General features: G+C 57.9%; 18 protein-coding genes. 8 read left to right on the forward strand and 10 right to left on the reverse strand.

Annotated features, from left to right (window positions below):
• Positions 1 to 33 precede the first annotated feature (33 nt).
• The 4 genes from leuD to ACHZBS_RS04255 all read left to right on the forward strand — a co-directional run bounded on the left by leuD (position 34) and on the right by ACHZBS_RS04255 (position 3499).
• Positions 34 to 675 (forward strand): 3-isopropylmalate dehydratase small subunit, encoded by a 642-nt coding sequence (gene leuD / locus ACHZBS_RS04240; RefSeq protein WP_319405284.1) that lies wholly within the window; start codon positions 34 to 36, stop codon positions 673 to 675.
• A 96-nt stretch (positions 676 to 771) separates the two neighbouring features.
• Positions 772 to 918 (forward strand): hypothetical protein, encoded by a 147-nt coding sequence (locus ACHZBS_RS04245; RefSeq protein ID WP_319405285.1) that lies wholly within the window; start codon positions 772 to 774, stop codon positions 916 to 918.
• Positions 919 to 939: 21 nt separating this feature from the next.
• Positions 940 to 1548, forward strand: a complete 609-nt coding sequence (locus ACHZBS_RS04250; protein WP_319405286.1) for a hypothetical protein — start codon at positions 940 to 942, stop codon at positions 1546 to 1548.
• Positions 1549 to 1900: 352 nt separating this feature from the next.
• Positions 1901 to 3499 carry a hypothetical protein gene (locus ACHZBS_RS04255; RefSeq protein WP_319405287.1) on the forward strand — a complete coding sequence of 533 codons (1599 nt, stop codon included), beginning with the start codon at positions 1901 to 1903 and terminating at the stop codon, positions 3497 to 3499.
• On the opposite strand, the gene speD is transcribed toward ACHZBS_RS04255, so the two are convergent.
• Both speD and ACHZBS_RS04265 read right to left on the reverse strand, forming a co-directional pair.
• Positions 3407 to 3958, reverse strand: a complete 552-nt coding sequence (gene speD, locus ACHZBS_RS04260) for an adenosylmethionine decarboxylase (protein WP_319405288.1) — start codon at positions 3956 to 3958, stop codon at positions 3407 to 3409. The two genes, ACHZBS_RS04255 and speD, sit on opposite strands and share 93 nt — an antisense overlap.
• 151 nt (positions 3959 to 4109) lie before the next feature.
• Complete coding sequence (locus ACHZBS_RS04265; RefSeq protein ID WP_319405289.1) at positions 4110 to 6233, reverse strand: phospho-sugar mutase; 2124 nt, start codon at positions 6231 to 6233, stop codon at positions 4110 to 4112.
• Positions 6234 to 6375: 142 nt separating this feature from the next.
• On the opposite strand from ACHZBS_RS04265, the gene ACHZBS_RS04270 reads away from it, so the two are divergent.
• The 4 genes from ACHZBS_RS04270 (at position 6376) to ACHZBS_RS04285 (ending at position 12770) form a co-directional block, all read left to right on the forward strand.
• The gene (locus tag ACHZBS_RS04270; protein WP_319405290.1) at positions 6376 to 7590 is read left to right on the forward strand and encodes an MFS transporter; all 1215 of its coding nucleotides are present in this window, start codon (positions 6376 to 6378) and stop codon (positions 7588 to 7590) included.
• A gap of 1 nt (position 7591) precedes the next feature.
• On the forward strand, positions 7592 to 8074 hold the full coding sequence (tsaA, locus tag ACHZBS_RS04275) for a tRNA (N6-threonylcarbamoyladenosine(37)-N6)-methyltransferase TrmO (RefSeq protein WP_319405291.1): 483 nt from the start codon (positions 7592 to 7594) through the stop codon (positions 8072 to 8074).
• Positions 8075 to 8151: 77 nt separating this feature from the next.
• Positions 8152 to 9351, forward strand: a complete 1200-nt coding sequence (locus tag ACHZBS_RS04280; RefSeq protein WP_319405292.1) for a putative sulfate/molybdate transporter — start codon at positions 8152 to 8154, stop codon at positions 9349 to 9351.
• Between the two features lie 146 nt (positions 9352 to 9497).
• Positions 9498 to 12770: a response regulator gene (locus ACHZBS_RS04285; protein ID WP_319405293.1), complete on the forward strand. Its 3273-nt coding sequence runs from the start codon at positions 9498 to 9500 to the stop codon at positions 12768 to 12770.
• A 6-nt stretch (positions 12771 to 12776) separates the two neighbouring features.
• Here the strand turns inward: ACHZBS_RS04285 and ACHZBS_RS04290 are convergent, their stop codons facing one another.
• From ACHZBS_RS04290 to ACHZBS_RS04325, 8 genes are all read right to left on the reverse strand, one after another.
• Positions 12777 to 13403 (reverse strand): LysE family translocator, encoded by a 627-nt coding sequence (locus ACHZBS_RS04290; protein WP_319405294.1) that lies wholly within the window; start codon positions 13401 to 13403, stop codon positions 12777 to 12779.
• Positions 13404 to 13442: 39 nt separating this feature from the next.
• Positions 13443 to 14456, reverse strand: a complete 1014-nt coding sequence (gene murB, locus ACHZBS_RS04295; RefSeq protein ID WP_319405295.1) for a UDP-N-acetylmuramate dehydrogenase — start codon at positions 14454 to 14456, stop codon at positions 13443 to 13445.
• A 76-nt stretch (positions 14457 to 14532) separates the two neighbouring features.
• Entirely contained in the window at positions 14533 to 14700 is a 168-nt protein-coding gene (locus ACHZBS_RS04300; protein WP_319405296.1) for a hypothetical protein, read from the reverse strand.
• Positions 14701 to 14728: 28 nt separating this feature from the next.
• Positions 14729 to 16795, reverse strand: a complete 2067-nt coding sequence (locus ACHZBS_RS04305) for an alpha amylase C-terminal domain-containing protein (protein WP_319405297.1) — start codon at positions 16793 to 16795, stop codon at positions 14729 to 14731.
• 12 nt (positions 16796 to 16807) lie between these two features.
• The gene (locus tag ACHZBS_RS04310) at positions 16808 to 18319 is read right to left on the reverse strand and encodes a glycogen/starch synthase (RefSeq protein ID WP_319405298.1); all 1512 of its coding nucleotides are present in this window, start codon (positions 18317 to 18319) and stop codon (positions 16808 to 16810) included.
• 84 nt (positions 18320 to 18403) lie between these two features.
• Positions 18404 to 20950 (reverse strand): alpha-glucan family phosphorylase, encoded by a 2547-nt coding sequence (gene glgP, locus ACHZBS_RS04315; RefSeq protein WP_319405299.1) that lies wholly within the window; start codon positions 20948 to 20950, stop codon positions 18404 to 18406.
• Positions 20951 to 21089: 139 nt separating this feature from the next.
• Complete coding sequence (locus tag ACHZBS_RS04320; RefSeq protein ID WP_319405300.1) at positions 21090 to 21398, reverse strand: isoamylase early set domain-containing protein; 309 nt, start codon at positions 21396 to 21398, stop codon at positions 21090 to 21092.
• 171 nt (positions 21399 to 21569) lie between these two features.
• Positions 21570 to 25886, reverse strand: coding sequence for an amylo-alpha-1,6-glucosidase (locus ACHZBS_RS04325; protein ID WP_319405301.1), 4317 nt, complete (start codon positions 25884 to 25886; stop codon positions 21570 to 21572).
• Between the last annotated feature and the right edge of the window lie 91 nt (positions 25887 to 25977).

Consider the following 25977-nt stretch of genomic DNA (forward strand, 5'->3'; position numbering starts at 1 on the left):
CGAATCCGCCATCTTTCATACAAAGGAAATACCATGGACCCCTTTACCGAACATACCGGCATTGTCGCCACCCTGGACCGGGCCAATGTGGACACCGACGCCATCATCCCCAAGCAGTTTCTCAAATCGATCCAACGTACCGGCTATGGCCCCAACGCCTTTTTTGACTGGCGCTATCTTCCCGACGGCGGGCTCGATAAGGATTTCGAGCTGAATCAGCCCCGTTTTAACGGGCGCTCCATTTTGGTGACTCGCAACAACTTCGGCTGTGGGTCCAGCCGGGAGCATGCCGTCTGGGCCCTGGTTCAGGATGGCTACCGGGTGGTCATCGCGCCCTGGAAGGAGATAGATGGAAAGCGCCTGCCCGGTTTTGCCGACATCTTTAAAAACAACACCACCAAAAACGGCATGCTCGCCATCGAGTTGTCGGAGGTGGAGGTGGATGAAGTCTTCAGGCTGGTGGCCGACCATGCCGGATTGACGGCAACCGTGGACCTGTCCGCCCAGCGCGTTGTCTTTCACGCACCGTCACCCCGGACCGTTGGTTTCGAAATTGACGGCCGGGCAAAAGCGCAACTGATTAAAGGCTTGGACGACATTGACCTGACCCTTCAGTACGAGGCGGATATCAGCCGATTTGAAGCCCAATACGATCCGCTGAACCCGCAAGCCTGATCCGGGATAGGTTCCGACCGACCCAAGGAGGCTGTCATATCCGCCGATGAAGAGGCACTGCGCTGCCACCGCGAGCCGCGGCCGGGAAAAACCGAGGTGGTTCCCACCCAACCGTTTTTCAGCCGGACCGGTATCAGCCTGGCCTATACCCCCGGCATGGCGGCGCCTTGCCTGAAGATCAAAGACAACCCGGAGACGTCCTTTGACTATTCCAACCGGGGGAGTCTGATTGGCTCCCCTTGAGGAATTGACCGCCAATTGCCCATGAAAAAACCAAAATCCTACATCAAGACCCTTGACCGGCTCAAGGTATCCAACCTCGCCGGGCGGTTGATCCGGGACATCGAACGAATCATTCCGCCCGATACGGTGCTTTTTCATGAGGCAGTGATCATCGCCGGCGCTCCCGAGGCGACCCAGTCACTGCATTACCTTCCCTTCAACCGGCAGATCCATGCCGACGGAGATGTGACCATCACCTTGTCCCTGGTGGTCCTCTTCAATAACCTGCGCATGGAACGGTTCTTTCTCAGCGGATTCCGGGAGCGGCTCAGCCGGCTGGTTTTCAAATTTTCATTCAATGTCATGGACCGATTCATCAGGGCTATCCGCCTGGATCATCGCCTGTTGCGCATCATGGCGACAGCGGCCGGCGAATTCAGCATCATGGGCATCGTTCAACGGGACGAGATCCAGCGGAAACGATTTTTCAAACGACGACTCCGATTCCAATATCCCCTGCTTCTGATCCCGATATCCGACCCCGCCAGTCTGGACTATCTGATCGAATTCGAAAAACGCCAGACGATCGAAAAAATAAAAATCCCGCTGCTGCCTCTCTATCGCAAGAGCCCACCCCCGGCATGTAAATGACACCGCAGCGCATCCGCCCTCAAAATAGGCAATCTATTTCATAATCAGGGGAAATGGATAGGAAAAAAATGAAATAGTTTCCCTTTTCCTTAAGTTTCCAAGGTGTTTTGGATTTAATCCCAGGACACCATGCTGAAAAAATCCTCAGGCGCACCATTTCCTCTGACCCATTGACGACAGGAAAGGATATTGCCGTCCAAAGGGACTCGGTAGACATCTGCCAGCAGGATCCATGCTCTTTTGCGACAATAAAAAGGGTCCCGGGTTGTCGGAAAACCGTCAATTTGGCAAAATCGGCATATATTTTGTATATTGGAAGGCGGGTGCTTCCTCTTGGCATTGGAATGAAATTGTGAATAAGGTGTCAGCCCGGACAGGCATGAACATGGCCCAGAACGTCAAACCATTGTATTCCGACAAAGAGACGCTCAACCCCGACGGTGCAGCATGGCTGTCCGGAGAAGAGGTCATTGAGCAAACCGGTATCTCCAAAAGAGATCTGATCCGATTCATTCAACTGAAGGTACTGCCCAAATCAATGATGCGGGTTTCTCCCGTCGGCCGTGACGGCGCCCGAAAAAAAAGTTATTTTTCAAGGTCCGTACTTGGGCACGTAGCCATGCTGAAACTGCTCAGGGACGAAGGGCATTCCGTGGATACCATTGCCACTGAATTGCGGGAAGCTGCAGAAGGCACCCCGTTGCCCCAGGACCCCCCCTTGCCGGAACCGCAGCACACCGCGCCTTCAACTGAAAAAAAACCGGAAAAAACCACATCGCAGCGCTTTCATCTGTCCGCCGACACCATCGCGGCCTCCGCCCTTTTGGTCAATAATAATCTCCGCATCGGGTGGATTAAAGTGGATCCGGGCGATCGGTTGTCCAGAGCCATCAGGAATGAATTTACCGACGATCCATCCGGAACTGTTTTTGACATCATGCTGCGTGCCTCCTTGAAAGAACTGGTTTTCAACTGGCAGCCGCTGTTTTCCTTTATCTATCGATTTTTACAGCAGACCACATCACCGGACACCTTCAACAGGCTGGCACCGACGATCTCTCTTAATCTGGAAGATAAAGACCACTCGGAAGAATCGATGCCTGGCGTGGCGAAAACGGGTCCAATCGACAGTTGCCCGATTCATCTCGAGGATGACGACGGCCGCATTCAGGAAATGCGAATTTACGGGATGGCCCTGTCAGAGGGAACACTCTTTATTTTGGATCAGGACCGCTGGCAGGAAACTCATCCCATCGACATGCCTGGTGGGCCTCATCCCGCCTCACCGACGGATGCCGAAGCCGCCTCCGGAAAAACACCTTTCAGTGTGATCTCGGCCCGGCTCGATGATTCCCGCAGCATCGTCGACACCCTGTTGCCGGAAACCTATTTTCAGATCATGACCCGCATCTGGGATGAAAGCGATCGCGTCCTGGCCGGCTACGGCGGACACCGCGCCAAACGCAGCGGCACCGAAGTCCAATACATCATCCCCCGGCACACGGACACGGATCCCGCTTATGATGCCATCTGCTGTGCCGTTGAACTCAGAGAAAAGATGCGCGAGATCGAAGCCTCGCTGAAAGCGGATGGTGAATGGTTTGCCGACATTCGGCTGAACATCGGCATCAGCAGCGGAAGGGATCATCTCCAGCCTGAAGATTTGACCGCCAGCATGGCCTTCATGCTCCCCGGCGGGGCGGCGGACCAGGCCTTTCATCTCTCCGCCATCGCCCATGGGGGGGCCATCTGGATTACCAAATCGGCATTCAGCCATCTCACGCCGCAGCAGATGAAACGAATCACCTTCGGTATCTATCGCGACGACCGGCTGATCCGCAATATCTTCGCGCAGGTATCAGAGCTTCCGCATGCCCCCGACACGCCGCCCCTGGGACGGGGAATCCGATCGCTTTCCGTCACACGCATCATTGCCCTGCAATCCCCTTAACTTCTCGGTGATATTCATTTTTTTTGGAGAAAAGGCGCGCTTTAAAACAGAAATGGCCGCATCGGGTTTGGCATTGCCGCACATAAAAATATCAAATGCGGCAAAACCACGTTCCGGCCATGTGTGAACGCTGATGTGGGATTCGGCCAATACCGTCACACCGGAAATGCCCCCATTGGGCGTAAAATGATGCAGGTGAATGTGCAGCAGGGTGGCGCCGCATTTTATCACGCACTCGCGCAATGCACGCTCCATAAGCTGCAGATCGTCGAGTCTTCTGGCGCCCCAAAGATCGATAATCAGATGAGTGCCGGCAAATTGGACCCCGTCTCTTTCAACAAAGTGGTCAGCGGGTGTGACAAATGGAGAAGGGTCGTGGTGTTCAGGCCAGATTTTCCTACGGGTAGTTGAGTCTATGGGACAAACCACCTTAAAAGCAGAAGCAGCCTCTCTTTTCATCCATCGGGCCCCCCTTTTGTTCACACATGGCAGTGGGTCAAAAAAGCCGCCAGAACGGCCGTAAAACCGAAAAACTGGGCGGATTTAATTTAAGAATTGAAAAAGTGCAAGTTTTTTTAACCATCAATCCACTCGGTTGTCCGGATGAATATTACTTAAGATCCAGGTATGCCATGATCCCGCTCCCATAACGGGCGCCGAATGCCCGGTCCACTTTCTGCACCGGATTTGCACCGAGAAAGTTGAGCAGGTTGTCCAGCTGCTGTTTTCGCTCACCGACATCCACGGTGCGCTTCAACCCGGCAATCCGCTCTTCGATCTCGAAATATTTCAGCTTGTCGTCCAGGGGCAGCTGCCAGAACAACAGGAATCCCCGTTCGGGAAAATCCACCCCCAATATGCCGTAGCAATAAGCCATGAAGGCCCGCTCCAGCCGTTCCTGAATGCTTACGATCTGGGCCTTTGCCGATTCCATGGCGGGCAAATCGAATGGCCGGCCGAGGACTTCGATGTAGATCTTGAATTTGGGCTCGGTGCCCGACGGCCGGACCGTGATGCGAATACTCCGGGTCTCGGGCAGATTCTCCAGTTTCAGGATCAGCACGTTGCGAGATGAGGTGTCGGTTCTCGACAGGTGGGGCTGGGGTTCGCCTTGCCAACGGTCGATCGTTTCGGCCACCTTGAAATCCCCCACCGCCGGGATCTCATTCTTCCGTAAATGGTCCATGATCGTTTTGATCCGGCCGATGCCCTTGGCGCCCAGCAGCCGGATTTCGGTGAGATAGTTGTGGCAGTAGCCGTACTTGGCGTAGATGGCGTCCAGGTATTCCACCAGGGTGCGTCCGTCGGTCTTGAGTTGCGAGCTGAGCTCCGCCAGCCAAACGGCAGCCCCGGCGGCATCCTTGTCCCGGGCGTAGTTGCCCATGAGAAAACCGTGGCTCTCTTCGGTGCCCAGGATAAAATCCCCCTGCCGGCCCTCCCTCTCCAGCCGGTTCATGCATTCGCCGATGTATTTGAATCCCACCAGCAGGTCGCCGATGCACTGGATGCCGTTTTCCGCGGCGATGGTGTCGATGAGGGACGAGGTCACCTCGGTTTTTATGATCACGTTATTTGGGGTCAGCCATCCCTTTTTTCGGTACTGGTCGATGGCATACTCGGACAGAACGATGCCGATCTCGTTGCCGTTGAGAAACTTCCAGTTGCCCTGGTGCCGCACCATGATGCCGATGCGGTCGGCGTCCGGATCGGTGCTCAGGATGACATCCGCGCCGATGGCGTCAGCGTTGGGCAGCGCCGTGTCGAAGGACTGGATCACTTCGGGATTGGGGATGTTGAAGGTGACGTTCTCAAAGGCACCGCTCAGGTTGGCGGTTGCCGGGTCCAGATGGATGTCGAAACCCATGGATTTGAGCACCGGAAATACGGAGGTCAGGCCGGTGCCGTGCAGTGGGCTGTAAAGAATTTTCACTCCCCGGGCGTCGCTGAGCTGAAGTTCAGCCACCGCCGCTTGGTAGGCCTCGTCCACTTCCCTGCCGATACGCACCAGCAGCCCCTTTTCGTCGGCGGCGCCCAGGTCCATGGTTCGAAGGGCAGAGACATTGCCGGTCACCTCGTCCACCAGATCCTGGTCATGGGGTGGGATGAGCTGGCCGCCATACTGATCGTAAACCTTCTTGCCGTTATCCGTGGGTGGGTTGTGGCTGGCGCTGAACATGCACCCGGAGACGGCTTTCAGGTTCCGGATGGCAAAGGAGAGTTCCGGGGTGCTGCGGGTGCTGTCGAAAAGATAAACCCGGATGCCGTTGGCTGCATATACCCGGGCCGCCGCTTCGGCCAGCTGCCGGCAGTTCAGGTCTTTCACGGGATTGGGCCGCTCGGGATCGTATATCCCGGTATCGGTGAATTGGCGCACATCGTAGGCCAACACCACTCCCCGCTGTCTGGCCGGCTCGCCGTGGGCCTTGATCAGGTATTGGCTGTGACCCTGGGCCGAAGCCTGGATGGTCCACGGGTTGATGCGGTTGGGACCGATACCCACCAGCCCCCGCCGGCCGCCGGTGCCGAAGGGAATCACCTGGTAGAAAGAATCCAGCAGGAATTCCCATTGCCCGGACGCGATGAGATGGTCGATCTGGGGGACATAGGCGGCAAACATGTCATCGGTCAGCCAGGCCTTCAACCGGGCCAGGGCATCGGTTTTAAAGTTTTCGGGAAGGTCGATGGTCCCGAATCCTTTTTTTGCTTTTTCAATCAGGGTCTGATAATTGTCCATGCCGTTATCCTCATGTTTTCGGAAAGAGTGAATGGATCATAGGATTTCAAAACAATACAGGGATGATAACCACAGTGGTAAGGGTAATTATTTCATTTTTTCCAGGCAATGACAACGTTTTTAAAGGACGCGCCCACCAACCGTGAACGCCACCGACCGGAAAATCTTCGGAACCCTGTTCTTCTCCATTTTTGCGGCGGTGACCGGGGTGGGCATCGTGGTGCCCCTGTTGCCGGTCTATGCCCACGACCTGGGCGCCAGCGGCATTTACATCGGCCTGATCTTCGGTGCGTTTTCCCTGTCTCGGACCTTCTTTCTGCCTTTTTTCGGCCGCCGATCGGACAAACGCGGCAGAAAGCCCTTCATTGTCGCCGGACTTTTCGGATATGCCGTCATTTCCATGGCCTTCGTCCTGTCGACGAATGTGACCACCCTGATCGGAATCCGGTTCATCCAGGGCATCGCATCGGCCATGATCATGCCCGTGGTTCAGGCGTATGTGGGAGATATCACCCCCCTGGGCCGGGAAGGGTGGATCATGGGACTGTTCAATATGTCCATGTTCATCGGCTTGAGCGCCGGCCCGCTTATCGGTGGTGTAATCAAGGACCGGTTCAGCCTTAAGGGTGCGTTTTTATGTATGGGCGCCCTGTCCCTCATGGGTTTTCTCCTCAGCCTTATCTACCTGCCGCCCACGGCCGAAGAATCCGTGGTCAAACAAAAACGCCCCCCGGCAAGCTGGAAAACCATTCTGGCCGACCGGGTGATCACCGGCCTCTGCGTTTACCGGCTGTCCTATACGGCCTGCATCGGCATTATCTGGGGGTTTTTGCCGGTTTTTGCGGACACTGAATTTTCCGTGTCCGCCTCAGGAACCGGCATCCTGGTGATGCTGGGGGTTTTGGTCAGCGGAATCATTCAAATTCCCATGGGATGGCTGGCGGACCGCATCAATCGGAAATTCATGATCATTCTGGGCGGAGTCGCCGTAACCCTTGCCGTCTATACATTTTCCAGGGCGCACGGCTTCCAGGACCTGTTCTGGTGCTCCGTGGGATTCGGTATCGGCGGCGGCATCGCCATGCCGGCCCTGACGGCCGCGGCGGTGATGCAGGGCGGCCGGATCGGAGCCATGGGATCGGCCATGGCACTGCTCACCGCGGCCCACAGTCTGGGCATGCTGATGGGTTCCGTTTTGGCCGGGGCCATGATGGACCTGTTTGCGCTGCGACAGGCTTTTCTCCTTGGTGCCGCCTTCATGGCAGTGGGAACCGTGCTGTTCGGCATCTGCACAATATCCGAAAACCTGAATCAGGGGAAAGGGCCACTGCCCCAACCTCATATTCCGGAGGGATGATATGCATGTTCATTTTTCTTCCATCGGCTTCATCCGAACCCCGTTTCAGGACATCGAAGGCATGCCCATCCAGCCCTCCGGCGCCCGGAATGTGCAGGGGCAATTGATTCTGGATCCGCAGTACGAAAACGGGCTGTGTGATCTCGACGGCTTTTCCCATCTCATCCTGCTTTACCATTTTCACCTGTCCAGCGGTTATAACCTGAAGGTGAAACCCTTCCTGGACACCATTGAGCGGGGCCTTTTCTCCACCCGCGCCCCCCGTCGGCCCAATTCCATCGGCCTGTCCATCGTAAGGCTGGATCGGATTGACGGCTGCACGCTTCACGTGCTGGATGTGGATATGGTGGACCGGACCCCGTTGCTGGACATCAAGCCTTATGTCCCCGCCTTCGATATCCGCAGCGATGTGCGTGCCGGGTGGCTGGAGCAATGTCAGAACATGTCAACGTCCCTCAAGTCGGACCAGCGATTCAAGGCCTGAGAAAAAAGGGTCGGACAGACGGTACCGGAAAAATAAAGAGAATACCGCGTTCCCTTCACGCAGGAGAAAAAAAGAGCATGCCGCTCCCCTATACTTTTAATCGGATGGAATTTGCCGGCTCCCTGGGAGACCTGGGAACGGTCCTGCCTCTGGCCATCGGCATGATCATGGTCAACGGCCTGGACCCGTCGGGCCTCTTCTTTTCCGTGGGCCTGTTCTACATTTTTACCGGCATCTACTTTGGCATCACGACGCCGGTTCAGCCCATGAAGGTAATCGGCGCCTATGCCATCGCCACCGCGATGACACCCCCCCAGATCATGGCATCGGGTATTCTCATGGGAGCCTGCCTGCTGATCATCGGCGCCACCGGCGCCATCACCTTCATCGGTAAGTACACCCCCAAGGCCACCGTCAGGGGGGTGCAGTTGTCCACCGGAACCCTGCTCATGGCCGAAGGGGTCAAGTTCATGATCGGAAAAACCAAACTTCAGGCCCTTCACCAGATGGCGGAACCCTACCTGGCCGTCCAGCAGTTGGGCTCCATCCCCGTTGGACTGGTCATCGGGGTTATCGGCGCATTCCTCACCCTCCTGCTGCTGGAAAACAAGAAGACGCCGGCCGGCCTCATGATTGTGGGTGTAGGCATTCTCATCGGCCTGGTATTGGGCACCCGTGAGGGGCTGGGGGATATTCGACCGGGGCTGTATCTGCCACGGATCCTGCCCCTGGGTTTTCCCGAAGGTTCGGATTTCACCTTTGCCCTGCTGGCCCTGGTGGTGCCCCAGATGCCCATGACCATCGGAAACGCAGTGATCGCCGACATGGACCTGTCCATCACCTACTTCGGCGACGCCGCCCGGCGGGTTACGGGTAAGGCATTGTGTGTCAGCATGGCCCTGGGCAATTTTATCAGCGCCCTGCTCGGGGGCATGCCCATCTGCCACGGTGCCGGCGGACTGGCCGCCCACTACCGCTTCGGCGCCCGATCCCCCGGCTCCAACCTGATGATCGGCGCCATCTTTATCCTGCTCACACTGGCGTTAGGCAACCGCATCCTGGCCATCTTCAACCTGATCCCCATGGCCATCCTCGGGGTGCTGCTCCTCTTTGCCGGCAGCCAGCTGGCCCTGACGGTCCTGGATGTCAAAGAGCGCAAGGAGATGTTCGTGGTGGTAAGCATCCTGGGCGTCACCCTCGCATCCAACCTGGCAGCCGGGTTCATGGTCGGTCTCCTTCTGGCCTTCCTGATGAGATCGCAAAAACTCACCATATAATTCTTAGGCACACCAAACAGGATGACACTGCGCACCCCTGCCTCCAGATTCCCCTAAACTTATCGACTTGATTGCCGATAAGTTATGCCATACAGCGGCTCCCATCGATCCGGCAGCCGTACGGTTTCAGAAATAATGGTGGATTTATGCTAAACCTCCGATCCTTGAGAGATCTGCCCAAAGTCATCGCCCTTCTTGTCCTCATCTCCTGCATCCTGGTTCCCGGCGCTTTTGTAGCAATCCGGAAAACCGGCGTCTTTTTCGACGAATCCCGCCGGATAGAAGCCGAGTTTCTGGCACAGAAAGAAGTTGAACTCAAGGAACGGCTCCAGAACGTACTGACCCTGGTGAAAACCAAACGCACCGTGTTGGACACCATCGGGCAGGCGAAGGTTAAAAGCCATGTGACGGACATCCATTCGATCCTGTCCCGCATGGACGCTGAATGGCGGCCCCAAATGGGTGACGAGGATCTACGGCGGATGCTTTGGCACAATATCCAGGCCTTTGACGACTGCGACAGGAACGGGCAACTCGTCGTTCTGGATCAAGCCGGCAACCTGGTCTATCCCCTGACGGAACGGTTGCCGATCAGGGAAGACATCCGGCAGTTCCGGGACGAGGATGGCGATCGGTTGATCGACACCATCATTCCCACGGTTCTCCGATTCGACGATGTTTACCGAACCTTTTCGGCCACCAGGGAGGAATCCGGAAAAACAACCGCATATTTAGGCTACTTCAGGTCGTTCCGGCCCTTTGAATGGATCATCGGCTACATGGTTGACCAGGCCGACATGGAAAGTGGATTGCAGAACGAAATTCTGCAGATACTTCAAAATTTCAGATACCGTCTCACCGATTACATTATTACCATCAGCGCCAATGGACATATCCTGAGCCATGGCATCCAGGCCGGACTGATCGGCAAAAACGTGTTGGAGATTTTCAATAACCAGGGCGTCTGCGTGGGCAAAAAAATCGTGGAAGCCGCTGAATCGAGCAATGAGGGTGGATATTTCCGGTTTGACTGGCTCAATACGGAAACCGGCCAGGTCGAACCGAAAATCACCTATAGCGTGGTCATCCCGGGCTGGGGCTGGACCATCGCTACGGGGTGCTATCTCAATCCAATCTATGCCCAGATTGCAGAAAGCCGGCAGCTGTTGAAAAAGCGTTTGATCACCGAATTTTTGATCAACTGCGCCATGTGGCTCGTCTGCCTGGGAGGAACCTGGTTTTTTGTGGTCTGGGCCCGCCGAAAATTTTCAGCGGATGTGGATGCCTTCGTGACCTTCTTCCAGCAGGCCGCCCACCATGACCAGAAAATCGACGCGGGAATGCTCGGGATATCCGAATTCAAGGAGTTGGCCGGGTACGCCAACGAAATGGTGGAAAAACGCAGCTGCACCCTGGCGGCATTGGAACATCAACGCCGGCAGATGGTTACCCTGTCCCGTGCCATTGAGCAGAGCCCGGTATCGGTGGTCATCACCACGCCGGACGGCACCATCGAATATGTGAATCCCTATTTTGAACAAATCAGCGGCTATTCGGCCGAGGAGGCCGTGGGACGCAATCCTCGTATCCTGAAATCCGGACAGCAGTCCGAATTGTTTTACCAGCAGATGTGGCAGACGCTGAAAGAGGGAAAACCCTGGTCGGGAGAGATTGTCAACCGGCGCAAGGACGGCAGACTCTACTGGGAGCGGGCACACATCTCGCCGGTGGTTGACGAAAAAACATCCATTGTCCATTTCGTCGGTGTGAAAGAGGACATCACCGAGCACAAACAAGCACTGGAGGCGCTCTACCAGGCCAAACAGGATGCCGAATCGGCCAGCGTCTCCAAAAGCCGGTTTCTGGCCAACATGAGCCACGAGATCCGCACGCCCATGAACGGGGTGATCGGCATGCTGGACCTGTTGATGGATACGGATATGACCGACGAGCAGCACGACTTGGCCCACACCGCCAAAGTCAGCGCCAACGCCCTGCTCTCCATCATCAACGATATTCTCGATTTTTCCAAAATCGAAGCCGGCAAGCTGGACCTGGAGATCCTGGATTTCAACTTTCGGGACATGATGGAAGATTTAATAGAGATCATGTCCATCCAAGCCCTGAACAAGGGTGTTGAATTGACCAGCTTCATCCACCCCGATGTACCCTCATGGGTCTGTGGAGATCCCGGACGGATCAGGCAGGTGCTCATCAATCTGACCGGCAACGGAATCAAATTTACCGAGCAGGGAGCGGTCGCAGTCCGAGTCAACCTGGAAAAAACCGAGGGAGACACGGTGGAACTCCTGATCGATGTCCAGGACAACGGTCCCGGAATCCCCGCCGATCGAATGGACCGGCTGTTTCAATCCTTCTCCCAGGTGGATGCCTCCACGACCCGGAAACACGGCGGCACCGGACTGGGCCTGGCCATTTCCAAACAACTGACCGAACTGATGGGTGGAAGCATCGGGGTAGAATCTCACCATAGCCGGGGCGCACGGTTCTGGTTTACCCTGGTGCTGGAAAAGCGGCCGGCCCCGGAAGGCGTTCATCGCATCTCACCGGACAGGATCAAGGGCAAGCGCGTCCTGGTCGTGGACGACAACCCCACCAATCGAGAGCTGTTTGGTGCCTACCTGAACACCTGGGGCTGCAGGTTCGATACCGTATCCAGCAGCGAAACGGGTCTTGAAAAATTACGTGATGCCGCCGCGGATGACCCCTTCGATGTCGCCCTGGTGGACTTCATGATGCCCGGCATGGCCGGCGACCGCCTGGGCCAGATGATTAAGCAGGATCCAGTGATCGAACATACCACGCTGATCATGCTGACCTCCCGCGGACTTCGCGGGGACAGCCAACGCATGAAGGAGATCGGGTTTGCCGGGTACCTCACCAAGCCGGTGAAACGCCAGCACCTGTTCGAATGCCTGGTGCAAGTGCTGGCCCGTTCACCCCGGGCAGCCTCGGGATCGCATTCCCCCCAACCCCTGGTAACCCGGCACACGATCAATGAAGCCCGCCAGAAAGAACGACGGCTGCTGGTAGTCGAAGACAACCTGGTTAACCAGAAAGTCGCCCTGCTGTTGCTGAAAAAAATGGGCTATCGGGCGGATGTGGCGGCCAATGGGCGCGAAGCGGTGGAGGCCTTGAAACAGGTTCGCTACGATCTTGTACTGATGGATCAGCAGATGCCGGAAATGGGCGGCCTGGAAGCCACCCGGGTCATCCGTTCCTCAGCCGATGTCATCAACCGCCGCGTCCCCATTATCGCCATGACCGCCAATGCCCTTAAAGGCGACCGGGAACGCTGTCTGAAATCCGGTATGGACGATTATCTCTCCAAGCCGGTGAAACCGGATCAGCTGAAAAGCAAACTCGACCACTGGCTGGTTGCCGGGCAAGTGAATTGAACGGAATTATTGTTTCACGGTGGCCAGCTTCAAGGCCAAACCCACGAAAACAACACCGGCCGCCCGGTTCATGAAAACCTGGGTTCTTGGTGAACGATTGAGCCACTGGCCGATGGACCCGGCCAGCAGGGCAATACTGCCGAACACCAAAATGGTAGACACGATGAACACGCCCCCCAACAGCAGCATCTGCAGGGTCAGCGACCCGCGGCCCGGGTCGGCGAATTGCGGCAGGAAGGCCAGAAAAAAGATGGAAACCTTGGGATTGGTGACGTTCATGATGATTCCCCGCCGGTAAAGCGTGGTGTAACTCAGCTCATTTTTCCGGCCGGCCGATATCCGCGCAGCGGATACGCGAAAGGCCTGCCAGCCCAGGTAAAGCAGATATCCTGCACCACCCAGCTTGAGCGCAGTAAACGCCAGGGCGGATGCCTGAAAAACCACTGCCACGCCGAAGGCCACCGCAGTCGTGTGAACGACAAGACCCGTGCACAGGCCAAGGGTTACCAGGAGGCCGGCGCCTCTGCCCCGCAGGGCCGACTGCGTCAACACGAAGATGTTGTCCGGTCCGGGCGCCAGCCCCAGCAGCACGGACGCCATAAAAAAGGTTGCCAGGATTTCAATCGGGATCATCCGCTCACCCTCTCCTCGGGTTAAAAGGCAAGGAACCGGCTACCGAACAACCAGAACCTCCCGCTCCAATTCGATACCGAACATGGCCTGAACGGCCCCGTTGACCTGCTCGGAAAGTTCCAAAATCTCAAGCCCCGTGGCCCCGCCCAAATTCACCAGAACCAGGGCCTGCCGATCATGGACGGCTGCCCTGCCCATACTTCTGCCCTTCCAGCCGCAGCGCTCGATCAACCAGCCGGCCGCCACTTTATAGCGGTCATCGCCTTGGGGGAAGTGGGGCAAATCGGGATTCAATTTCAGCATCCCGCACAGGGCATGGCCGTCGATCACCGGATTTTTGAAGAAGCTGCCGGCATTGCCGATCAAGGCCGGGTCCGGCAATTTACTTTGCCGGATAGAAACGATCGCCTGCCGGACATTGTCCAGTGTCATCGCCCCCAACTTTTCAACAGCCGATTTGACGCCGGGATAAGCGAGGGCGAAGTCAGGCTTCCGGCTGAGTTTGAAAACCACCGCCGTGATGATGAACTGTCCGGCCCATCGGCCTTTGAAGTTGCTGGACCGGTATCCGAAGCGGCAGTCGTCGGGAAAGAACCGGACCTTCTCAGGGTTGTGGATGGAGATGGCTTCGACACGGTCGATAAGATCCTTGACCTCCACCCCGTAGGCGCCGATGTTCTGAACCGCACTGGCGCCAACGCTGCCCGGGATGAGAGACAAATTTTCGATGCCACCCCAGCCGCTGGCCACGGCAAAAGCCACCAGGTCATCCCAGTTCTCACCGGCCATGGCCCGGATCCACACGTGTTGCCGCTCTTTTTTAATCACATGGATTCCCTTAAGCAGCGGATGCAGCACGGTGCCGTCAAAGTCATCCACGAACAACAGGTTGCTTCCCCCCCCGAGAACCAGACGGCGCTGGCCGTCAAGGAAATTCCGACCGAGGAAATCGACGATTTCGTTCTCCGAATCAAAACGAACATAGCGGGCGGCGGCCGCCTCGACCTTGAATGTATTGAAGGCTTTGAGGGAAAAATCCGTTTTCAGTTCCATAACTATCAGCGGCACCAAAATAAATCGGGGTAGGGTGAAATCTCATCCACCTTGGCTTCGTATTCCTTATCGGGCATCATCTTGCGGCAGCCACCGGAATCTGCGTGTCTCCCGCCCGAATGAATCTGACGCCGGTTCGGGGTATCACGGCAATGGCCATGGCCGCCTTGTCTTGGATGGGCATCGCAGCCATCCTCTGCATGGCGAGGATATCCAGGCCGCCACCGGACAGGGCAACCTTCATGATAAGGGACCGGTGGTAAAAACCACCGTCATTCCAACACGGGATCGAGAGTCTCGTCGCATGGTGGTCCTTTCGGTGCGGCCAGGGGTTTCAGAACGATTCCCGTGCGCGACGGCAGGTAAAGGGACAGCCGGGACCCCCATGGATTGCTTTTATCTTCCAGGGTGTGGTGGACCTGGTCCGGCGTCAGCCGGCCGTGGCCGCCGAGATCGCTGCAATCCGAATCCAATTCCATTCGGTACGACCCGTCCGGCGCAGGGATGCCATAGTCGAAAAAAGATTGAGACGGGTGAAAGTTGAAGGCAAAAATCCATCCACCCCGTGAAAAAGCAAGGACCTTGTCGCCGTCATGACTCCACAACAGCCCGGGGTCACCGTCCGAAAGCAGGTCGAACCGGTCGAACAGGGCGATCATCCGACGGTCGAATCGAGCAAGAAAACGGTACTTGAGACGGGGATCGTCCGCCAGATGCCACCGCCGCCGGGCGTATTGAAGACTCCAGTTGTTTCCCTGCCGGGGAAAGTCGATCCAGTCGGGATGGCCGAATTCGTTGCCCATGAAATTCAGGTAGCCGCTGCCCGCCGTGGCCAGGGTGACCAGGCGGATCACCTTGTGCAGGGATACGGCCCGGTCCACTTTTAGGTCCGGATCGTCGATGGACATGTGGTCGTACATGGCGGCGTCGGCCATGCGGAACATCAGGGTCTTGTCTCCCACCAGGGCCTGGTCGTGGGATTCGGTATAGCTGATGGTCTTCTCTTCCCGCCGTCGATTGGTGAGTTCGTACCACAGATTCCCCATGGGCCAGCCTTCGTCGGGCGTATCCTTGACCAGGCGAATCCAGTAATCGGGAACGCCCATGGAAAAACGGAAGTCAAATCCGACGCCCCCGTCGGCAAGGGGCAACGCCAGTCCGGGCATGCCGCTGATATCTTCGGCCACGGTCATGGCACCGGGCCGGAGGCGGTGAATCACCTCGTTGGCCAGAGCCAGGTAGGCCAGGGCATCTTCATCCACCGTATCATTGAAATAATCGTCGTAGCCGGAAAATGCCTTTTCCAGGCCATGGTGGGTGTAAAGCATACTGGTGATGCCATCGAGGCGGAATCCGTCCACGTGGAAGGCATCCAGCCAATAGCGGCAGTTGGACAGCAGAAAGTGAATGACCTGGGGTTTGCCGTAGTCGAAGCAGCGGCTGTCCCAGGCGTGGTGGTACCCCCGCCGGCCCTGGTGGAAGTACTGGTATTCCGTGCCGTCGAACAGCCCCAGCCCCTCGACGGTGTTGGACACCGCGTGGGAATGAACCAGGTCCATGATCACGGCAATTCCCTGTTCGTGAGCGGAATCAATCAGGTCCATGAGATCTTCCGGCGGGCCGAAACGGGAAGACGGGGCGAAAAAGCTGGAAACATGGTAGCCGAAAGAACCGTAGTAGGGATGCTCCTGGACGGCCATCAATTGAATGGTGTTGTAGCCGGCAGCCACCACCCGCGGAAGGATATTCTCCGTAAACTCGCGCCATGTGCCGATCTTCTCCGCATCCTGGGCCATGCCGGCATGCACTTCGTAAATCAGCGGCGGCCGATCCGCTCGCTTAAAATCGGGACGCCGCCAATGGTAAGGTGAATCCGGCGCCCACACCTGGGCGTTGAAAATCAGGGTGCCCGGATCCTGTACCACCCGGCGGGCATAGGCCGGAATGCGGTCTCCCCGACCTCCGTCCCAGTGCAAGCGAAGGCGATAGAGATCACCATGATGCAGTGCACTGTCCGGCAGGCGAAGCTCCCACTGGCCGTCATCGGTCAGCCGGGCCAGGGAAAATGCCGGGTCTTCGTTCCAGTCGGAAAAATCACCCACCAGATAGACCGCCGTGGCGTTGGGCGCCCATTCCCTGAACGTCCACCCCGCCACCGTCCGGTGAAGACCGAAATACTCGTGTCCTGACGCCAGAGCCAGCAGGTCCATTCGGCCTTCCGTGATCCGTTGGCGCAGGCTCTGAAAATGCGCAAGCCGACGGATGAGGGCCGGGCGATGGGATTCCAGATAGGGATCGGCATCGATCATGCGATCGACAAGCGTGTGGATGGGAACCATGAGATTAGCTTTTTAGTTTATCAACGGTCTTTCCAGCATCTTCTCATACAGATCGATGTACTGCCGGGCCGTGTTGGCATGGTTGAAGGATGCAGCACTCTGCTGCATGATGCGTTCAATCTGCGGGCGCTTTTTCGCTGCCGGCAACTTGAAAAATTCCATAGCCTGGGTCACGGCCCAGTAAAGCCCGCCGGCATCAAAGGTTTCGAATAAAAACCCGTTGCCGATACTCCGGTCAATATCCAAGTGGGTAATGGTGTCGTGGATGCCGCCGGTGTCGTGGGCCACCGGCAGGGCTCCGTAGATGGGGGCGATCATCTGGGGCAGGCCGCAGGGCTCGAACAGAGACGGCATGAGAATGAAATCGGCGGCCGCGTATGATAGATGCTCCATGCTCTCGTTGAAATCACAAACCGCCACACGGTTATGGAACCCGTGATGGCTGACAATACCCCGGAAGGTCTGCTGGTAGTCACCGTTGGCCACGAAAACCACCTGCAGGTTCAGGTCCCAGTAATTGGAGATGATGCCGTAAAAGGCTTCAGCCAGCAGTTGGCATCCTTTTTGGATCGGGTCTAGCCGTGACGGCCAGAAGAACAGCGGGGCACGATCGTCCCGGATCAGCCCGAGCGTCTTCTGCAGATAACGCTTGTTCTCCCGTTTACCGGCCGCATGATCAGCGGCGGTGTAGTTGCGGTGAATCTCCTTGTCCGTTTCCGGGTTGAAGGCCGGATCCGGTGCATTGAGGATTCCGGTTCCACAGCCGGCATAAAATTTGTTGGTCAGCTGCTCCCGCAGGGGCCATTCCACGAAGCTGTGGCGGCCCTCGACGATCTCTTCGAGGAACCGGGGGCTGACGGTGTTGACGAAGTGGGCGGCAAACACCCCGCTGGCGAGAAAATCCACTGCATTGGTTTCCCAGGCATCTTCGTAGCTGGTCGAAAATTTCTCATAAAAAAGATGCTGCCAGAAGTAGGCCGCATCGATACCGCGATCCTCGATATGGGCCAGGGTGGATTTCACCGTGTGGATGTTATGGATGGTGAACAGGCAGGGGATGCCCATCTGCCGGGCCATAGCCGGGATGAGTCCGGTCATCCAGTCGTTGCAGTGGATCAGGTCCGGACGCACCCGGGGAACGATGTTGTTGATCACCTCCCGCTGGAAAGCCAGGGAGAGTTTGGTATTTTCACCGCCATAGGCCGAGTAGACCCGGTTCAGGTAGAAAAAGGCCCGATCCTCGGCCAGGTGCACCCGGTCGTCGGGCATGACGTTCCGAATGGCCCACTGCTCCCGCTCGAGAAAGGGCGCCAGCCGATCATGGAAAATAGACCGGTAATCCGGCAGGGCCACGTGAACGTCAGCACCCTGGTTGAAAAGCGCACTGACCAGGGCGGCCGATACATCGGCCAGGCCGCCGGCCTTGGCCGTGAGGTATCGGGAAAAATTGCCCATTCGCTGGGGCAGGTAGGTCACTTCCGGGGTAACGATAAGCACCCGAGGGTTCCGCTTGGCCGACGGCATCGGCGCCTCCTTTTACTTTGTTGGGAGCAAGGGATAATAGAAGCCATCTCAAAGATTGGGGCAAAAGACATTTTTGAGGTGCTTCTATGCCCAGGTCAGCAACTCCGGCCGATACCGGATCCACGCATCGGCATTGGGCGTCACCCGGACGGTGAATCCGTATCGGCCGGAATCGCTGCATGGCAACTGGCAGCTATAAAGGTACGTGCCTGCCTCGCGCTCCTCTTTGACATGCATCATTTTCACCCGGGGATTATCGATGCGGTCCAGATGGCGCATCTTGCCGTAATACAGCTCCACGTTCAGTTCATCCGGACGCAGTTCACCGGTCCGGACCACCGTGGTGACCTCGAAGGACTGGTTCACCCGGAAAGGTCCCTGGGCGCTGCGCACCGGTAGAGCAACCCGAATCTGTTGCCATTTTCCCAGATAGCGGTGGTGCTGGGCACTGAGCCGCAGGGCTTCCGTCCCGCCATCGGACACCAGTTCCTCGAACCGCCGGCTGGCAGGCAGATAGAATCGCTCTTCGTATTCCGATATCATCCGCAGGCTGCAGAACTGGGACATGGCCATTTTCATGGAGGCCTTCATCATCTTCAACCACGCCTTGGGGGTCCCGCCGGGGGTACGGTCGTAATAGAGAGGTGCCACTTCGTTTTCGATGATGTTGTATACGGCCTGGCTCTCCACCGCATCCTGATAGTTGTGATCCTGGTACTCCTCTCCGTTGCCGATGCGCCAACCCCGTTCCGGGCTGTAGCCCTCACACCACCAACCGTCCAGAATACTCACGTTGAGCACCCCGTTCAGGGCCGCCTTCATGCCTGAGGTGCCGCAGGCCTCCATGGGTCGACGCGGGGTGTTTAGCCATACGTCCGCTCCCTGAACCAGACAGCGGGCGATGTGCATGTCGTAATCTTCGAGAAAGATGAACCGGTGACGCAGGTTGATGCGCCGGCCGAAATCAACCAGGCTGCGGATGATCCCCTTGCCCTCGTTGTCCTTGGGATGGGCCTTGCCGGAAAAGATGAACTGGACGGGCCGGTCCATGGAATTGATGATGGCCTCCAGCCGGTCCGGGTCCTGAAACAGCAGATGAGCCCGCTTATAGGTGGCGAAGCGCCGGGCAAAGGCGATGGTCAGGGTATCCTGATCCAGCACCGACTCCACCGCTTTCATGACATCCAGCGGCGCATTGCGGCGCCCGTACTGTCGGTACATCAGTTCCCTGACGGTTCGGATCAGACGCGAACGGCACATCTCGTGGGCCTGCCAAAGCTCTTCGTCGAAAATATCGTCGATACGGCTGGCATTTTCCGGAATGGTGGAACCCATGTTCCACTGGGGCCCCAGATACCGTTCGAACAGGAGCTTGATTTCCGGTGCCAGGACCGTGGGGATGTGGACCCCGTTGGTGATGTGGGTAATGGGGGTCTCGTCGTCGGATCGGGTGGGCCAGATGTGGGACCACATGTGACGGGCCACCTGCCCGTGAAGTTTGCTTACGCCGTTGATGTACTGGGCGGTGCGCAGCCCTAATATGAACATGGAAAAGGGGGATTCCGAAGCCGCCCCTTCCGCCTGACCCAGGGCCACCAACTGGTCGGCGTTCATGTCGAAGCTCGTTTCAAAAAGCTTCAGGTAGGGTTTGACCATGGCAGGCGGGAATTCGTCGTGTCCGGCCGCCACGGGGGTGTGGGTGGTGAAGACCGTGGTCCGCGAGACGATTTCCCGGGCCGCTTCGAGGCTGATGCCGTAACGGTCCATGATCAGTCGAAGCCTTTCCAATCCGACGAAGGCGCAGTGTCCTTCGTTCATGTGGCTGACCGTCGGCTGGATGCCCAAAGCATCCAGCGCCCGCATGCCGCCGATCCCCAAAAGCACCTCCTGGGCCAATCGGGTATATTGCTCTCCGGAGTATAGCCGCGCGGTAATGTCACGGATCTCCGGGGTATTCTCCGGCAGGTTCGTGTCCAGCAGAATCAACGGAATCCGGCCGATACGGATCTTCCAGACCTGGGCATGGATGTCCTCACCGATGCCGGTCAGGTGGATGACCAGATCGTTACCGGCCTTGTCCTTCTGCTTGGACAACGGCAGGTGATACAGGTCGGTTTCCGGATAGGTTTCCTGCTGCCAGCCATCCTTGTCCAGAAACTGGCGGAAGTATCCTTCACGATAAAGCAGTCCCACTCCCACCAGAGGCATCTTCAGCGCAGAAGCCGCTTTGAGATGATCGCCGGCCAGGATTCCCAGCCCGCCCGCAAACAGGGGCAGGGTCTCATGGATGCCGAACTCCATGGAAAAATAGGCCACTGTTTCCCCCTGGTCCCAGGGGCTGTCGCCATTGGTCTGGTTGAGCACCCGGTTTTCATAGCGCTTGCGCACCTGCTCCAGGTGGGCCAGATAGCTGTCGTCATGGGCCAACTCATTGAACCGGTCCTGGGGAATCATGGTGGCGAACACGATGGGGTTTCTTCCCGACGCCTCCCACAGCTTCGGGTTGATCCGCCGAAACAGCTCAACGGCATTCTGATTCCAACTCCACCAGAGATTGCGCGACAGCGTCTCCAGGAAGGAGAGAGGCTCGGGAATATCTGGAAAGACTTGAAATGTCTGAATAAACCTCATTTTCAAACTCCTCATTGGATTGTATGGCAACCATTGCCACGTCATCCTTGTTGCCGGCTCAGCGGTACCAAAGGCCATCCGGTCGAATTTTGTGTGTTTAGTACAAGCAACGCCGGCAACAATAATCATTCATTTATCATTACACCACCACAACTGAATTTTCACAGTCGCCAAAATCACTTTTCACGTATCGGTCCGCGTCCCAGTCATTTTCCCATGTCGTCTGGTCGATCAGGTAGCGGAACTGGTAAGCCTGGCCCGGTGCCAGCTCCACGACAGCGGTGAACTCGCCGCTCTTCAGCCGTTTCATGGGGGTATTTACCGTGCTCCAGTCGTTGAACTCGCCGACAATGTGAACGGTCTTGGCCCCAGGGGCTGCCGCTTTGGGGACGCGGAAGGATACTTTACACCGGTCTGTGTTTTTTAGATACTGTTTTTTAAGACTCACGAAGCACCTCCTTATAAATTTTTATTGTTTTTCCTGAAGGTTAACTGAAAGGTGCCAGCCGGCACGAAAGCTGACCAATAACAGCTATTTCAATTACACCCATGTTTGAATTTGATGTGCGGGAATAAAAAAATCCGTCGGTTAAAAAGACACTCGACCCGCCCCAATCTCTCAATCCCCAACCTCTGACTTTTTCAATCCCTCAATTTTGACCCACACCCGCAACAGCTCGCTCACCCCCCACGCCTGGGCGTCACAACCGCGGCTGAGGTGCGGGGCGTCGCCATCCAGAATCTCCGGCACGTGGCCCACACACCCGTCATTGATCAGCCGGCTGCTGCTGGCCAGCCAGGCCAGGGCCGTTTCATATTCGCCGGGGCCGAAACAGTCCGCCCAGGCTTCGCAGAAACTGGGAAAAACCCAGGTCCAGGCCGTGCCGTTATGGTAGGCCGGTTTGCGGCGCGTGTCTTCATCACCTCCATAGACACCCATGTAGGGCGCTTTGGGGTCGTTGACCAGCACACCGTTATGGTAAACCGGCAGCTCCGGATGGATGGGGCGGTCGGCCAGGCTGCGGATGGCCCCGGGAACAATCAGATTCTGGCAGGCGGAAAGAATTTGCCCGGCTACCTTTGGGTCCGTTACCGCACCCAGCGTCAGGGCAAAAATCTGGTTGGGACGCAGGGCATTGTCGGCTGTCGCCTGGCTGGCCGGGGTCCCGGGGCCGGCGTGCAGGCAATCGGACAGGTAGCCCCGCGATTCGCTGAAAAACAGGTCCAGGATGGATTGCCGTACCTTCCCGGCCAGACGCTGCCACCCTTTGCGATGCGCCGGCGCATCCATGCGGCCCAGGTAGTCCAGGGCGGTCTGCCACAGGGCCTGGATCTCGATGGGGTATCCCTGGCGCGGGGTGCCCGCCGGATAGTTGGTGTCCATCCAGGTGAAATGGGACGGGCTAAAGAGCAGCCCGCTGTCGACGTCCATGACGATGCCGTTGGGGGTGCCGGCCATGATGGATCGTGCCATGGCAAGCAAAACCTGCTTCAGCGGCCGCCCCCCGCAATCGGTTTTCAGTATCTTTTCCTGGCCCATCACCGCCCCCAGTTCGTCGCATACCCGAAAGAGCCACAAGGGAGCATCGGAGGTATCCCGGTTGCCCGTGTCGGTTCCGCGGATCATGTTGGGAATGGTGCCGTCCTGGGCGAACACGGCGAACTGGACGATGATGGTCAGGGCTTCCTCAAGACGTCCGGCGGCGATAATCCCCCGAACCACGATGAGCGTATCGCGCCCCCAGTCGAGAAACCAGGGATAACCGGCGATCACGGTGGAATACCGGTCTCGCTTGACGATATACTGATCGAGCGCTTTTTCAAGGGCCGCCACCGGCGGTTCCCATTGGGGGGACGTCTTGAAAAACCGGCTGATCCGTCGTCGCATGTCAACGGCGGGTTCCACGGTCGCGCCGCCTTTGTCTGCCACGCGGGCCTTAAGCATCTCGCTCTCACCGCCGGCCAACGGTCCGGAAAAGTAGCCGGGGCTGAACAGATCCGAATCCGGGTCCTGGCCGCGCTGGGCCTCCTGGGGATGGTGAACCATGTACTGCCATTGGGTCTCGATAAAAAAATCGGCCCGATCCGCTTCCATTTCAAGGGCATGGTCGTCATTGGGATGAAAGATGAACCCTTTTTCGCGAAGGGTGACGGCAGATGGAAAGCGGTGCTCCGAACCGGTAAATGCCTTGGTGGCTTCGTGAAAGTTGCGATCCTCGAGGTCCGGACGAAGGATCAGGGTCACCGGTCGATCATCAGCCAGCCGATCCTTGCGACCGTGGTCCGGATGCCGGTAGAAAACCATGTCAATGGCATTTTTGCCCGGTAGCATGTGGATGCCGACACTCAACACCACGTGCTGCCCCTGCCCCGAGGGGATGTGGTACTGCCATCCGCCCCATGCATCGAAATCAAACCCGAACGCATCCAGGCAGTCCGGACCGATCTCCTGGGAAAATCCCTGAAACACCACCCATCCCCGAAGCCGGGTCAGCAGGATGCGGCGATCCTCGGGCACATCGGGGTTCAGGTTGGCGGCCAGCAATGCATCGTAGCGGCTGGGCAGCTGGCCCCAGTGGGCATGGGCCCGGGTCATGGCGCCGCGGCCGTTGGTCCCCAGCATATGGATGCCGGAAAGCCGTATTCGAGGCCGGGTAAAAATTTTTCTCACCCTGACCTTCCGGGCAGCCGTGAGGTACAAAAGGGGTGCATCATGATGGGTGCAGCCGTCCGGATCGTAGCAGGAAAGCTTTAATGTCCGCGGCTTGTGGCGACCGGCAGCCGGCAGCGGGCGGAACAGGGCAAAGGGATTGCCGCCGGCGTCAGTCAGACTCTCTTCGACGGCCATCGCCGTTCCGTTTTCGAATAGGGATGCCCGAAACGGCTGATGACCGCGGACCAACAGAAAATGCCCCGGCGGCACCATCACCTCCCGCCGCAGATCGACGGGAAACTGCCACACCACGGTCCGCGGGGTGGCGCCGCAAGGATTCATGGATCGGCAGAAATCCAGGGGCGATGCGTGCATCTGCACGGCCGCCTGGTCCGGGTCCCATGGGCCCAGGTCCCCGACTCCCCGGTGGAACCGCCAGACCTCAAGCGCTTTGGCTCGAAGCCTTTGCCGGAGGATGCGATCCGGACTGCGCGGGAATCGGTCGGTTGCCCGGGTCACCCGCTTCAGGTCTTCCGGGTCGTTCGTCAGGCAGAGCGTTTGCCCCGGGCCCAGCGAGATCCGACCCGTTTCTCTGTCGCCGCCAACAGATACCGGCTGCCCGGAAAGCAGGTCGATGGCCGAATCCCCGTTCAGAGGAGACCGACTTCGGGGCCATTCCGCTTCGTTGGCCGATGCCGCATCCAGATTGACCAGGATCAGCAGCCCGTTGCCACCGGGTTCACATCGACGGGAGGCGACGATGGTATTGCCCGGTCCCTGCTGGATCATCTCCACGCGTACCGGGTGAAAGAATGCCGGGTGGACCGTGAGCAGGGCATTGAGCCGGCGGATGTGGTCCACCTGGTTGTCCGGCGCCCCCCAGTTCAGGGACGGGGACCCGTGGACGTTGATCTTCTCCGTGGCCAGCCACTCCACCCCATTGGCGAATCCGAAGCCGCCCTGGTTGGAGAGCAGGGCACACAGGGCAATCCGCATGCGGGCATAGACCGGGGAAGTGGCGGCCAGGCGCAGGTTGTCGTGGGTTTCGGCAAAATGGATGGCGGTACCGTCGGCCTGCGAAATATCCATGGCGCCGGGCAGGTAATGTTCGATCTGACCCCGGTCGTAGTTTTGAAACAGCTCGCTGTAGGCCCAGTTGAAATCGGCCCAGTTGAGCAGGTCCCGGGTGACCGAGATCTTGCCGCCGAGCCCCTCCAGCAGGAAGATCACGTTGGGAAACTGGTCCCGGACCTTCCCGATCATAAAGCGCCAGGCCGGCGTGGGGATCATGTAACCGGCGTCGCAGCGGAAACCGTCCACGCCCCGGCGGCACCAGGTGAGAAATACATCGGCCATATACTGCCACAAATCTTTATGACTGTAATCCAATCGCGTGAGATCCGCCCAGACCACTCCCCAGGCCCCCGGATTTTCGATCTGGCCGTCCGGCTCCCTGGCGAGCCACTGGGGATGGGTTTCGTGAAGGCTGGCCGCCCAGCCGGTATGGTTGATGGCGATATCGATAAACAAACGCGCCCCCCGGGCATGGACGGCGTCGACCAGTTCGATGAACTGCTCCAGGGGAGTGGCCTTGGGGTCGAATTCGGCCAGAGCCGGATCGACGGCGGTAAAGCTCAGGGCCGCATAAGGGCTGCCGAACCGGCCCATGCGGGCATAGGTGGTGGGCGTCGGATGGATCGGCAGCAATTGGACGATCCGGCAGCCCAGGTGACCAATGATAAAATCCAGCTCCCCGATCAGGTCCCGAAACGTCCCCGACGGCGGGATGACCGTGTATCCGGCGTCATCCAGACTTTTCACGGTCGGGTCGACAACGCTCATGGCCCCATTCTTGTTCGGACCGAACTGACGCACGAAGGCATTGTAGATGATGTTGGCACAGCAGGTGTCCGCCGGCGCCACGTTGACAGCGGTATTGGCCCCCGGCGGCCACAGCGGGTCGGCGCTGTCCCGGCTCAGGAAATAGCCCTTGGCCTCAAAGTGTCCCACTTCGGTCAGGGCGACGGTAAGGGTATAGTGGCCCTTTCCGACAGCGGTCATGGGAATATCATACCAGCTCCGGCCCAACGGGTTTTCCCGGTGATCCACCTGCCGGATAATTTCCCGAAGCACGGATCTGCCGTGCCCCAGGCTGGTCCGCAGCCATGCCTGCCCGTCCCATGATTCGGGCACGTTGAGGTGAAAGGTGATCGTGTCTCCCGCAAAATGAAGTTGCCGGGCGCCGGGCGCCGGAACCTGTTCGATGGCATCGGATTGAACCATGAATCAACCTTGTCTTATTGAGAAAGGGTGGCGGACAGCCGTCATCGGGCCGCCACGGTCGTTGCGAATTTTCCGACACACTACCAGTGGA

This window comes from uncultured Desulfosarcina sp., from assembly GCF_963664155.2.
Lineage (GTDB): Bacteria > Desulfobacterota > Desulfobacteria > Desulfobacterales > Desulfosarcinaceae > Desulfosarcina.